1 protein-coding gene is annotated in these 14,334 nt (G+C 75.7%); it reads right to left on the minus strand.

Annotation, left to right across the window (positions count from 1 at the left end):
* Window positions 1-114: 114 nt before the first annotated feature.
* Window positions 115-14,244 carry a type I polyketide synthase gene (locus tag ACIG3E_RS30950; protein WP_399622981.1) on the minus strand — a complete coding sequence of 4,710 codons (14,130 nt, stop codon included), beginning with the start codon at window positions 14,242-14,244 and terminating at the stop codon, window positions 115-117.
* Window positions 14,245-14,334 lie beyond the last annotated feature (90 nt).

Consider the following 14,334-nt stretch of genomic DNA (forward strand, 5'->3'; position numbering starts at 1 on the left):
CCTACCCGCCCCTACCGGATTTCCGCGAAATGCGGCCGGAGGCGGGTGCGATAAAGGGGGCGGATAGGGGCTGTCAGTTCAATTAACTACCGTTACCCAAAGCTACCGGTCCTTTCAACCCCTGCCGAGTTGCTTCTTGATGAATTCGAGCATCTCGTCGTCGCTCGCGGACGCCAGTTGCTCGCTGACGTCGCCGCCGGTGCCGCTGTCGTCGGCCGCGCCGGAGGCACCCCCGCCGACGGCGGCGCCGTTCTTCCAGCGGTCGAGCGCCGCCTGGAGCCGCACCGCCACCTTCGTACGGGTGATCTCGTCGGCCGATCCGACGGCGGCGAGGCTGCCTTCGAGCCGGTCCAGGTCGCCGAGCAGCAGGGCCGCGGGGTCGGCGGCGTCGGGGGCGAGTTCGGTGCGCAGGCAGTCGGCAAGGGCCGTGGGCGTCGGGTGGTCGAAGACCACCGTGGCGGGCAGGACCAGGCCGGTGAGGGCGTTGACGCGGTTGCGCAGTTCGACGGCGGTGAGGGAGTCGAAGCCCAGCTCGCGGAAGGCGCGGGTGGGTTCGACGGCCGCCGCGCCGCTGTAGCCGAGTACGGCCGCGACCTGCTCGCAGACCAGGTCGAGCAGCAGCCGCTCCTGCTCGGGCCTGCCCAGGGCGGCGAGCCGCGCCGCCAGGTCCGGGGTCGCGCCTGTGGCCCCTTGCCCGGTGCCGCCCTCGGTGACGGCACTGGAGAGGCGCCGTACCTCCGGCAGTTCGGCGTAGAGCCTGCTCGGCCGGACCGTGGTGAACGCGGGCGCGTACTGCGGCCAGTCGATGTCGGCGACCAGCACGGCCGTGCGGTCGTGGGCCAGGAGCCGGTGGAGGGCCGCGACGGCCTGGTCCGGGTCGAGCGGCGGGATCATCCCGCCGCGCAGCCGCTCGGCGGCGACGCCCTCGGCGGCCATGCCGCTGCCCGCCCACGGGCCCCACGCCACGGAGGTGGCGGTCAGGCCCCGGGCCCTGCGGGCGTGCGCGAGCCCGTCGAGGAAGGCGTTGGCGGCGGCGTAGCTGCCCTGTCCGGGGCCGCCTGCCACTCCGGCGAAGGACGAGAAGAGCACGAACGCCGACAGGTCGAGGCCCGCGGTCAGCTCGTCCAGGTTCCGGGCCGACTCGGCCTTGGCGCGGAAGACGGTGGCGAACCGCTCGGCGGTCATCCCGTCGAGGACGCCGTCGTCGAGGACGCCCGCCGCGTGGAACACGGCGGTGAGCGGCGCGTCGGCGTGGACGTCGTCGAGGACGCGGGCGAGCGCGTCGCGGTCGGCGGCGTCGCAGGCCGCGAGGGTCACGCGGACGCCCGACTCCTCCAGTTCGGCCCGGAGTTCCTCGGCGCCGGGCGCCTCGGCGCCACGACGGCTGGTGAGCACCAGGTGCTCGGCGCCCTCGCGAGCCAGCCAGCGCGCCACGTGCCCGCCCAGGGCGCCGGTACCGCCGGTGACGAGCACGGTGCCGCGCGGGGTCCAGCCGGTGGCGTGCGCGTCGTCGAGGGGCGCGCGCACCACGCGGCGCACGAACGCGCCGGAGCCGCGCACCGCCACCTGGTCCTCACCGGCCCAGGCGCCGCCGAGGACGCGGGCGAGCCGGGCCACGGCCGCGGTGTCCGCCGCCTCGGGCAGGTCGACGAGGCCGCCCCAGCGCTCGGGGTACTCCAGGGCGGCGACGCGGCCGAGGCCCCACAGCGCGGCCCGCTCCGGAGCGGTGTGGCCGTCGGCGGCGCCCACGGCGACGGCGTCGCGCGTCGCGCACCACAGGGGTGCGTCGACGCCCGCGTCGCCAAGGGCCTGGATCAGCGCGAGGGCGAGCGCGACGTCGCCGTCGGCCGCCCTGTGGGTGGGTTCGTCGGCGGTTTCGTCGGCGGCGAGCAGCGACAGTACGCCGTCGAAGTCCTGGGCGGTGGCTCCGGCCGCCGCGCGCAGGAGTTCCGCGACGGTGTGGCGGTCGGTGGCGTGGCCGGGCACCTCCACGATGGTGAGGCGCACGCCGCGCTCGGCCGTGAGGTCGGCGACGGCCGTGCTCCACGGCGCGTCCGCGCGGCCCTCCGGCACGACGAGGAGCCAGGTGCCCGTGAGGTCACCGGCCGCCGTCTCGGTGAGCGGCGTCCAGGACTCGCGGTAGCTCCACCTGTCGAGCGCCGAGCTCTCGCGCCGCTGCCTGCGCCAGGCCGTGAGGGCGGGCAGGACGTCGGTCAGCGGTGCGTCGTCCGGCACGGCCAGGGTCTTGGCGAGCTCGGCGAGGTCCTCGCTCTCCACCGTCTCCCAGAACCGCGACTCCACCTCGTCCGCCGCCACGGGGCCGTCCGCGTCCGCCGCCGTCTCCAGCCAGTAGTGCTCGTGCTGGAAGGCGTACGTGGGCAGCTCGACGCGGCGCCGCGCGTCGACCGGTGCGTACAGCGGGGTCCAGTCGACCTCGGCGCCGCGTACGTGCAGCTGCGCCAGGGCCGTCAGGAAGCTGTCAGGCTCGGGGCGGTCCTTGCGGACGGCGGCGATCAAGCCCGCCTGCGCGGCGGGGTCCGTGACCGTGTCGTGGGCCATCGCGGTGAGGACGGCGTCGGGGCCCAACTCCAGGAACGTCGAGACACCCTGCCCCTGGAGAGCCTTCACGCCGTCGTGGAAGCGGACCGCCTCACGGATGTGACGGACCCAGTACTCGGGGTCCTTCAGCTCGGCAGGCTCAGCCAGTTCACCGGTGACGTTGGAGACCACCGGGAGCGTCGGATCCTGGTACGTCAGCTTGGCCGCGACCTTACGGAAGTCGTCGAGCGCCGGGTCCATCAGGGGCGAGTGGAAGGCATGCGACACCTTCAGCCACTTCACCTTCCGGCCCTCATTCCGCAGGGTCTCCTCCAAGCCTTCCAGAGCCGCGTGCTCTCCGGAGAGCACCAGCTGCGTCGGACCGTTGACAGCGGCCACACCCACGCGGTCCGACAGCAGCGGCAGCACGTCCGCTTCCGTGGCCTGCACGGCCAGCATCGCCCCACCCTCGGGCAGGGCCTGCATCAACCGGCCCCGAGCCGCGACCAGTTGAGCCGCATCCTCCAGAGACCACAGCCCCGCCACATACGCCGCAGCCAGCTCACCGATCGAATGACCGCCGACAATCTCCGGACGTACACCGAAGGACTCCGCAAGCCGGAAGAGGGCGACTTCGACAGCGAACAACGCGGGCTGCGCGTAACCGGTCTGCTCAAGCAGGTCCGCGTCCGCACCGAACATCACGCTCTGGAGCGAACGTTCTATCCAGAGATCTATATGAGCACACACCTCGTCCAGGGCGTCCGCGAACACCGGGAAGGCCTCGTACAACTCACGGCCCATCCCGATCCGCTGGCTGCCCTGGCCGGTGAACAGGACGGCGAGGCGGCCCTCGACGACCGTGCCCGCGACGGCGCCCGAGGGCGTACCGGAGGCCAGTGCGTCGAGGCCGGTCAGGAAGTCGGCCCGCTCGCGGCCGAGGACGACGGCCCGGTGTTCGAGGAGCGAGCGGCCCGTGGCGAGGGACCAGCCCACGTCGGCGAGGGCTGCCGGGTCCGTGGCGAGGGCGGGGTCGGCGACGAGGCGCTCCCGCAGCCGCCCGGCCTGGGCGCGCAGGGCGTCCGCGCTGCGCGCCGAGACCTGCCACGGCACTACGCCGGTTCCCGCGGCGGCCGCGGGCCGGGACGGCTCGGTGGTGGACTTGCCGCGGCGGGGCGCCTGTTCGACGACGACGTGCGCGTTGGTGCCGCTGACGCCGAACGAGGAGACGCCCGCGCGGCGCGGCGAGCCGCCCCGGTCGGGCCAGTCGCGGGCCTGGGTGAGCAGCTCGACGGTTCCGGCCGACCAGTCCACGTGGGTGCTCGGCCGGTCGACGTGCAGGGTCCTGGGCAGGACGCCGTGGCGCATGGCCATGACCATCTTGATGACACCGGCGACACCGGCGGCGGCCTGGGTGTGGCCGATGTTGGACTTCACCGAGCCGAGGAGCAGCGGCTGGTCGGCGGGCCGGTCCTGGCCGTAGGTGGCGATGAGGGCTTGGGCCTCGATCGGGTCGCCGAGCGCGGTGCCCGTGCCGTGGCCCTCGACGGCGTCGATCTGCTCGGGGGCGAGGTGGGCGTTGGCGAGGGCCTGGAGGATGACGCGCTGCTGGGACGGGCCGTTGGGGGCGGTCAGGCCGTTCGACGCACCGTCCTGGTTGACGGCGGAGCCCCGTACGACCGCGAGCACTTCATGGCCGTTGCGGCGCGCGTCGGACAGGCGCTCAAGGAGCAGCAGGCCCGCTCCCTCGCCCCAGCCGGTGCCGTCGGCGGCCTCGGCGTACGGCTTGCAGCGGCCGTCGCCCGCGAGTCCGCCCTGGCGGGAGAACTCGTCGAAGGCGCCCGCGGTCGCCATGACGGTGACGCCGCCCGCGAGCGCGAGGTCGCACTCGCCCTGGCGCAGCGCCTGCGCCGCCAGGTGCAGGGCGACGAGCGAGGAGGAGCAGGCCGTGTCGACGGTGACGGCCGGGCCCTCCAGGCCGAAGGAGTAGGCGAGGCGGCCGGAGATGACGCTGCCGGACGTGCCGGTCATCAGGTGTCCCTCGACGCCTTCGGGGACACTGTCGAGCCCGGTCGCGTAACCCTGGAAGCCCGAGCCGATGAACACGCCGGTGGAGCTGGAGCGCAGGGACTTGGGGGCGATGCCGATGCGTTCGAACAGCTCCCAGCCGGTCTCCAGGAGGAGCCGCTGCTGCGGATCCATCGCCAGGGCCTCGCGCGGGGAGATCCCGAAGAGTCCGGCGTCGAACTCGGAGGCGTCGTAGACGAAGCCGCCCTCGGGCTTGTAGCGCGCGGCGCCTTCGAGGTCCCAGCCGCGGTCGGCGGGGAAGACGGAGATGGCGTCCGTGCCGTCGACGAGGAGCTGCCACAGCGCCTCGGGGGTGTTCGCGCCGCCGGGGAAGCGGCAGCTCATCGACACGATGGCGATCGGGTCGTCGGCGACGTCGGCGGGCTGTGCCAGCGGCGCGGGGGCCGCGGCGGCGGTGGTGGCGCCGGTGAGTTCGCCCAGGAGGTGGCGGGCGAGGACGTCCGGCGACGGGTGGTCGAAGACCGCGGTGGCGGGCAGCTGGACCTCGGTGGCGGCGGTGAGCCGGTTGCGCAGCTCGACCGCCGTGAGGGAGTCGAAGCCCAGTTCGCGGAAGGCGCGGGTGGGTTCGACGGCCTCGGCGCCCGCGTAGCCGAGCGCGGCGGCCGCCTCGGTCCGCACGAGGTCGAGCACGAGGCGCTGCCGCTCGGCCTCCGGGTGGCCCGCGAGCTCGGCGGCCCACGCCGACAGGGGCGCGGCGTCGCCCGCCGCGGCGGCCGTGGCGCGACCGGTCGGCCGGGGGCGCAGCTCGGGCAGGGCGCCGAGGAGGGGGCTCGGCCGGGCGGCGGTGAACGCGGGTGCGAACCGCTCCCAGTCCACGTCCGCCACGGTCAGGCAGGTCTCGTCGAGGGCGAGGGCCTGGGCGAGCGCGCCGATGGCGAGGTCCGGCACGAGCAGCCCCACGCCGCGGCGGCGCAGGTTTTCCTCGGCCTCGGCGGTGGCCGCCATGCCGGTGCCGCCCCAGGCGCCCCAGGCGAGCGAGGTCGCGGTCAGGCCGCGGGCGCGGCGCCGCTCGGCGAGGGCGTCGAGGAAGGTGTTGGCGGCGCCGTATCCGGCCTGGCCGCCGCTGCCCCAGACGGCGGCGATGGACGAGAAGAGCACGAAGGCGTCGAGCTCGGCGTCGGCGAGGAGGTCGTCGAGGTGGGCGGCGCCCGCGGCCTTGGCGGCCAGCGCCTCGTCGAGGTCGGCGGGGGTGGTGTCGGTGAGGGCGAGGGCGGGGCTGACGCCCGCGGCGTGGAAGACGGAGCGGACGGTGTGTCCGTCGTCCGCGAGGCCGTCGAGGAGCCGTACGACGGCTTCGCGTTCCGCCACGTCGCAGGCGGCGACGGTGACGGCCGTGCCCAAGTCCTCCAGTTCCGCCTTCAGTTCGGCGGCGCCGGGCGCGTCGAGGCCGCGACGGCTGGTCAGGACGAGGTGGTCGGCGCCCTCGCGGGCCAGCCAGCGGGCCACGTGCGCGCCGAGCGCGCCCGTACCGCCGGTGATCAGGGCGGTGCCCCGCGGCGCCCACACCTGCGTGGGGCGTGTGTCCAGGGGTGCGTGGGCGAGGCGGCGGGCGAAGACGCCCGAGCCGCGCACGGCGAGCTGGTCCTCGGCGCCGGAGTCGCCGTCGGTCGCGGGGACGCCCGCGAGGACGGCGGTGAGCCGGGCCCCGGCGCGGACGTCGGGGGCCTGCGGCAGGTCGACGAGGCCGCCCCAGCGCTCGGGGTGCTCCAGGGCGACGACGCGGCCAAGGCCCCACAGCTGGGCCTGGGCGGTGCTCGTCAGGCGGTCGCTGCGGCCGGTGGAGACGGCGCCGTGCGAGACGGCCCACAGGCGGGCCTCGGCTCCGGTGTCCTCAAGGGCACGCACCAGCGCGACGGTGCCCGCGAGCCCGGCGGGCACGGCCGGGTGGTCCGCGAGGGGCGTCTCATCGAGGGCGAGCAGGGAGACGACGCCCGCCAGCGCGTCCCCGTCCGGCGTGTGCGCGCGCAGCCGTTCAGCCAGGGCTTCGGGCGTCAACTCGGCTTCTGCAACGCGGAGTTCGACGGCTTCGGCTCCGGCGCGGGTCAGGGCGTCGGTGACGCCCTCCGTCCACGGGTGCGTGGCCGCACCCTCGGGTACGACGACCAGCCAGCGGCCGGTGAGGGCCGGGGCGGGCAGGCCGCCGGACAGGGGCTTCCAGGTGACGCGGTAGCGCCAGGCGTCGACGGTGGACCGCTCGCGGCGCTGCCGCCGCCACGACGACAGGACGGGCAGCACGGAAGAGAGGTCGGCGGTGGACTCCGGCGCCACCCCCAGCTCGGCGGCGAGCTGCTGAAGGTCCTCGCGCTCCACGGCCTCCCAGAAGCGGGCGTCCGTGTCGTCGGTGGCGGGCTGTGCCGCACCGCCCGGGGCGCGCCCGTCGACGAGCCAGAAGTGCTCGTGCTGGAAGGCGTACGTGGGCAGGTCGACGTCGGCGCGGGCACCCGGGAAGAGGGCCGCCCAGTCCAGCTCGACGCCGTGGACGTGGGCCGCGGCGATCGCGGCCACGAGGCGGTGCGTGCCGCCCTCGGTGCCGCGCGGCGCGCCGAGCACGACCGCGGGACGGCCGTCGGCCTCGACGGCCGCGCGCAGCGCGTCACCGAGGACCGGCTGCGGGCCGACCTCGGCGAACAGGCCGTGGCCCGCGGCGAGCAGACCGGTGACGGCCTGCTCGAAGAGGGGCTCCTGCCGCTGGTTGCGGCGCCAGTACCCGGCGTCCATGGGGGTGCTGTCGGTCAGCCACTCCCCCGTGGTCGTGGAGTACAGGGGTACGTCGGCGGGGCGCGGGGCGAGGGCGGCGAGCGCGGCCTCGTCGGGCTGCTCCCCCTGGGCCGCGACGCGGGCCGCGTCGCGCAGGGTCAGGGCTCCGGCCACGCAGGCCGCGGCGATCTCGCCCACGCCGTGGCCGACCACGGCGGCGGGCTCGACACCGGCCGCCCGCCACACGGCGGCCAGCGACACGAGGACGGCGAAGAGCACCGGCCCGGCCACGTCCGCCCGGTCGAGCCGGTCTCCGGCCAGCTCGTCGAACAGGTTCCAGTCCACGAACTCGGCGAGCGCGTCCGCGCACGCGCGCATGCGGGCGGCGAACACCGGGGATTCGTCGAGCAATTCGCGTACGGTGTCGGTCCAGTCGGCGGCCTCGCCGGGGAAGACGAACACGGGTCGGACCGGGCCGTCCGGCGCGCGGCCGGACACGGCCCGCACGCCGGTGGTGGCTCCGGCGGCCAGGTCCTGGAGCCCAGCGAGCAGTTCCTCGCGGTCCCGGCCGAGCACCACGCCGCGGTGCTCGAAGCGCGAGCGGGTCGTGGCGAGGGACAGGCCGACGTCCGCCGGTGCGGCGCCGACGTCCGCCCGCAGCCGGGTCAGGAGCCGGTCCGCCTGCTCGCGCAGGGCCTGGGGGGACTTGGCCGACAGGGCAAGCGGCAGCACGGGCGTGAGCGCGGCGCCGCCGTCCGCGGTGGGCGCGGGCTCGCCGTCCGGTGCCTGCTCGACGACGACGTGGGCGTTGGTGCCGCTCACGCCGAACGCGGAGACGCCCGCGCGGCGGGGCGTGCCGTCGCCACGCGCGGGCCAGTCGCGGGCGCCGGTGAGGAGCTCGACCGCGCCCGCCGACCAGTCCACCTCGGTGGTGGGGGCGTCCACGTGCAGCGTCTTGGGCAGGACGCCGTGGCGCATCGCCATGACCATCTTCATCACACCGGCGACACCGGCGGCGGCCTGCGTGTGGCCGATGTTGGACTTGATGGAGCCGAGCCACAGCGGCTCGGCCGTCGCGCGCTCCTGGCCGTAGGTGGCGAGGAGGGCCTGGGCCTCGATGGGGTCGCCGAGGGTGGTGCCGGTGCCGTGGGCCTCGACGGCGTCGACGTCGCCCGGCTTCAGGCCCGCGTTCGCCAGGGCGGCGCGGATGACGCGGCGCTGGGAGGGGCCGTTGGGGGCGGTCAGGCCGTTGCTCGCGCCGTCCTGGTTGACGGCGGAGCCCCGTACGACGGCGAGGACCTTGTGGCCGTTGCGGCGCGCGTCGGACAGCCGCTCGACCAGGAGCAGGCCGACGCCCTCGCCCCAGCCCGTGCCGTCCGCCGCCTCCGCGAACGCCTTGCAGCGGCCGTCGGTCGCCAGGCCGCGCTGGCGGCTGAACTCCACGAAGGTCGCCGGGGTCGACATCACCGAGACGCCACCCGCGAGCGCCATGGTGCACTCGCCCTGCCGCAGGGCCTGCGCGGCCAGGTGCAGGGCCACGAGCGAGGACGAGCAGGCCGTGTCGACCGTCACCGCGGGGCCTTCGAGGCCGAAGGTGTACGAGATGCGGCCGGAGGCGACGCTCGCGGCGTTGCCGATGCCGAGGTAGCCCTCGACCTCGTCGGGCACGTGGTCGACGCCCGCGGTGTAGTCCTGGCCGTTGGTGCCCGCGAACACGCCGATCTGGCTGCCGCCGAGCCCGGCCGGGTCGATCCCGGCGCGCTCGAAGGCCTCCCACGCCGTCTCCAGGAGGAGCCGCTGCTGCGGGTCCATGGCGAGCGCCTCGCGCGGGTTGACGCCGAAGAACTTGGCGTCGAACTGTCCGGCGTCGTAGAGGAATCCGCCCTGGCGGACGTACGAGGTACCGGTCTGGTCCGCGTCCGCGTCGTAGAGCGCGCCGGTGTCCCAGCCCCGGTCGGCGGGGAACTCGGCGATCGCGTCGACGCCGTCGGCGACGAGCCGCCACAGGTCCTCGGGGCTGCGGACGCCGCCGGGGAAGCGGCAGCTCATGCCGACGATGGCGAGGGGCTCGTCCGTGGCTCCGCCGCCGGTGACGGGGGCGGGCAGGGCGGTCGCGGCCTCGTCGCCGAGCAGCTCGGTCCGCAGGTGGGCGGCGAGCGCGGCGGGCGTGGGGTAGTCGAAGACCAGCGTGGTGGGCAGCTTGAGGCCGGTGGCCGCGCCGATGAGGTTGCGCAGCTCGACCGCCGTGAGGGAGTCGAAGCCCAGCTCGCGGAAGGCGCGGTTGACCTGGATGTCGTCGACGCTCGGATAGCCGAGGACGTCGGCGGCGCGGCGGCGCACCAGGTCGAGGACGGCGGCTTCGCGGTCCTCGGGGGCGAGGGCGGCGAGCTGGTCGGCGAGCGCGTTCGCGGAGGCGGCGCCCGTCGCCGCGCCCGGGGCGCCGGTGGGCTCGGCGGGCGGTGTGAGGGCCGCGCGTGCCTCCGGGATGTCCGCGAAGAGGCGGCTGGGCCGCGTGGCGGTGAAGCCGGGCGCGTACTGGGCCCAGTCGATGTCCACGACGGAGGTCAGCGTCTGGCCGTGGCTCAGCGCCTGGTGCAGCGCGGCGATCGCGAGGCCGGGGTCCATGGGCGGCATCACGCCGTGCTTGAGGCGTTCGGCGGCCGCGCCCTCGGCGGCCATGCCGGTGCCGCCCCAGGGGCCCCAGGCCACGGACGTCGCGGCGCGCCCGGCGGCGCGCCGGGTCTCGGCGAGGGCGTCCAGTGCGGCGTTGGCGGCGGCGTACGTGCCCTGGCCCGAGCCGCCGACGACACCGGCGAAGGACGCGAAGAGCACGAACGCCGACAGGTCGAGGCCGGATGTCAGCCCGTCCAGGTGGCGGGCCGACTCCACCTTCGCCCGGAAGACGCCCGCGACGCGGTCCTCGGTGAGGCCGTCGAGGACGCCGTCGTCGAGGACGCCCGCGGTGTGGAACACACCGGTCAGCGGCGTGCCCTCGGGGATCTCCGCGAGGAGCCGCGCCAGCGCGTCCCGGTCGGCGACGTCGCAGGCGGCGACGGTGACGGCCGTGCCCAAGTCCTCCAGTTCCGCCTTCAGTTCGGCGGCGCCGGGCGCGTCGAGGCCGCGGCGGCTGGTGAGGACGAGGTGGTCGGCGCCCTCGCGGGCCAGCCAGCGGGCCACGTGCGCGCCGAGCGCGCCCGTACCGCCAGTGATCAGGGCGGTGCCCCGCGGCGTCCACTCGGTCCCCGGCGCCTCGCCGAGGGAGGCCCGCACGAGGCGGCGGACGAGCACGCCGGAGCCGCGCACGGCGACCTGGTCCTCGCCCTCCAGGGCGCCGAGGGCCTGGGTGAGTCCGGTGACGGCACCGGCATCGGTGGTCTCGGGCAGGTCGACGAGGCCACCCCAGGTCTGCGGGTACTCGAGCGCGGCCACGCGGCCGAGCCCCCACACCGCGGCCTGCGCCGGGTCGGCGGGGGCCTCGGCGGGCGTGGTCGACACCGCGCCGCGGGTCGCGGCCCAGACGGTGGCGGTGCTGCCCGCGTCGCCGAGGGCCTGGAGGAGGACGGCCGTGCGCAGCGCGGCGAGCGGCGCCTCCGCGCCGGTGTCGGACCGCTCGGCCCCGGGCAGGGCGAGGAGCGACAGGACTCCGTTCCACTCCGCCGCCTCCTGCTGCCGCAGCAGTGCGGTGGTGGCGGCGCGGTCGGTGCTCGCGCCCTCCGGTACGCGCACCACGACGACGCGGGTGCCGCCCGCGGCGAGGGCACGCTCGGCGGCGGCGCTCCACGGCTGGTCGGCGAGGCCGTCGGGGACGAGCAGCGCCCAGGTGCCGGTCAGCGCGGAGCCGTACGTCGAGGCCTGCGGCGGCAGCGGGTTCCAAGTGACGCGGTAGCGCCAGGAGTCGAGCGCGGAGGTGGTGCGCTGCTTGCGCCGCCAGGCCGTCAGGGCAGGCAGGACGTCGCTGAGCGGGGCGTCGCCGGGCACGTCGAGGGCGCCGGTGAGCTCGCCGAGGTCCTCGTGCTCCACGGCCTCCCAGAAGCGCGCCTCGGCGCTGTCGGCGGGGGCCGCGCCCACGGCCTGCCCCGGCGCGGCGGGGGCTGCCGTGTCCAGCCAGTAACTCTGGTGCTGGAAGGCGTACGTGGGCAGCGCGACGCGGCGGCGCGCGCCGAGGGGCGCGTACCGCGGGGTCCAGTCGACGGTGGCGCCGCGCACGTGCAGACGGGCGAGCGCGGTCAGGAAGGTGTCGGGCTCGGGCCGGTCGCGGCGCAGCGCCGGGACGAGTCCGGCCTGGGCCTCGGGGCCGGTGAGGGTGTCGTGGGCCATCGCGGTGAGGATCGCGTCGGGGCCCAGTTCGAGGAGGGTGGTCGCGCCGAAGCCGGTGAGGGCGCCGAGGCCGTCGTGGAAGCGGACCGCCTCACGCACGTGCCGCACCCAGTACTCGGGGTCCTTCAGCTCGTCGGCGGCGGCGAGGCGTCCGGTGACGTTGGAGACGACGGGCAGCGTCGGGTCCTGGTACGTCAGTTCCCGCGCGACCTGCCGGAACTCGTCGAGCATGGGGGCCATCAGGGGCGAGTGGAAGGCGTGGCTGACCTTGAGCCAGCGGGTCTTGCGGCCGTCGGCGCGCAGCCGCACGGCGAGGTCCTCCAGGACGCCGCGGTCGCCGGAGACCACCACTTGGGCGGGGCCGTTGACGGCGGCGATGCCCGCCCACTCGGCGACCTCCTCCAGGAGCGGGGCGACGTCGGCCTCCGCGGCCTGGACGGCGAGCATGGCGCCGCCGCGGGGCAGGGCCTGCATCAGCCGACCGCGCGCGGCGACCAGTCGGGCCGCGTCCTTGAGCGACCAGAGCCCGGCCACGTGGGCGGCGGCCAGCTCACCGATCGAGTGGCCGCCGACGACCTCGGGGCGTACGCCGAAGGACTCGGCGAGCCGGTAGAGCGCGACCTCGATGGCGAAGAGGGCGGGCTGGGTGTAGCCGGTCTGCTCCAGGAGTTCGGCGTCCGTACCGAACATCACGCTCTGGAGCGAACGTTCTATCCACGGATCTATATGGGCACACGCCTCGTCGAGCGCGGCCGCGAAGACGGGGAAGGCCTCGTACAGCTCACGGCCCATGCCGGTCCGCTGGCTGCCCTGGCCGGTGAAGACGACGCCGAGGCGGCCCTCGGCGACCGAGCCGGTCACCGTGCCGGGGGCGGCGGGCCCTTCGGCGGCGAGGGACTCCAGGGCGGTGAGGAGCCGGTCGCGGTCCTCGCCGATGAGCACGGCCCGGTGCTCGAAGGCGGAGCGGCCGGTGGCGAGGGACCAGCCGAGGTCGGCGCGCGCGTCGGCGTCGGCGGCGAGGGCGGGGTCGTCGAGGAGCCGTTCGCGCAGCCGGGCGGCCTGGGCGCGCAGGGCCTTCGCGGTGCGGCCGGACAGCGGCCAGACCGTGGGGCCGACGGCGGGGCGCGCGTCCGGGGCGGTGGCGGGGGCGGCGGCCGCGCCGGTGTCCGCTTCGGCGGCCGGGGCGCGGCCTTCGTCCGGCTGGCCCTGCGGCTCGGCGGCGGGGGCCTCTTCGATGATCACGTGGGCGTTGGTGCCGCTGACGCCGAAGGAGGAGACGCCCGCGCGGCGCGGCGCGTCCTCCTGCCGCGGCCACGCGCGGCGTTCGATGAGGAGTTCGACGGCGCCCGCGGACCAGTCCACGTGCATGCTCGGCCGGTCCACGTGCAGCGTCTGCGGCAGGACCCCGTCGCGCATCGCCATGACCATCTTGATGACACCGGCCGCGCCCGCGGCGGCCTGGGTGTGCCCGATGTTCGACTTGACGGAGCCGAGCCACAGCGGCCGGGTGCGGGGCCGTCCCTGCCCGTACGTGGCGAGCAGGGCTTGGGCCTCGATGGGGTCGCCGAGGGTGGTGCCGGTGCCGTGGGCCTCTACGGCGTCCACGTCGGCGGCCGTGAGGCGGGCGTTGGCGAGGGCGGCGCGGATGACGCGCTGCTGGGAGGGCCCATTGGGGGCGGTCAGGCCGTTGCTGGCACCGTCCTGGTTGACGGCGGAGCCCCGTACGACCGCGAGCACTTCGTGGCCGTTGCGCCGCGCGTCCGAGAGGCGTTCAAGGAGGAGCAGGCCGACGCCCTCGCCCCAGCCGGTGCCGTCCGCGGCCTCCGCGAAGGCCTTGCAGCGGCCGTCGGCGGCCATGCCGCGCTGGCGGCTGAACTCCACGAACGCGGTGGGCGTCGACATCAGGGACACGCCGCCCGCGAGGGCGAGACCGCACTCGCCCTGCCGCAGCGCCTGCGCGGCCAGGTGCAGCGCGACGAGCGAGGACGAGCAGGCCGTGTCGATGGTCACCGCCGGGCCTTCCAGGCCCAGGGTGTAGGAGAGGCGGCCGGAGACGACGGCCGCGGTGTTGCCGGTGCCGGAGTATCCCTCGACGCTGTCGGCGGCCTCGGCGACGACGGCCGTGTAGTCCTGGCCGTTGGTGCCGGTGAACACGCCGGTGCGGCTGCCGCGCAGGCTCTGCGGGTCGATGCCCGCGCGCTCGACGACCTCCCACGCGGTCTCCAGGAGCAGCCGCTGCTGCGGGTCCATGGCGCGTGCCTCGCGCGGCGAGATCCCGAAGAAGCCCGCGTCGAACGCGTCGGCGTCGTACACGAACCCGCCCTCGCGGGTGTACGTGGTGCCCTGGTGGTCGGGGTCGGGGTGGTAGAGCCCGGCCACGTCCCAGCCGCGGTTGCCGGGGAACGCGGACACGGTGTCCACACCGTCCCGCACCAGCTCCCACAGTGCTTCGGGAGTGCTCGCGCCGCCGGGGAAGCGGCAGCTCATCGCGATGATCGCGACCGGCTCCGCGTCCTTCGACTCGAGTTCGCGCACTCTCCGACGAGTCGTGTGCAGATCCGCCGTCACCTGCTTGAGAAGGCGGCGGATTTTGTCGTCGTTCACCATCTGGCCTAGCTCCTAGAGACAAGGGGGGGAGAGTGCGGTGCGCCGCCCCCGCGCCGGGGCGGGGGCGGCACATCAGGGGATTGCGGG

Source organism: Streptomyces sp. NPDC053474 (genome assembly GCF_044544845.1).
Taxonomy (GTDB): domain Bacteria; phylum Actinomycetota; class Actinomycetes; order Streptomycetales; family Streptomycetaceae; genus Streptomyces.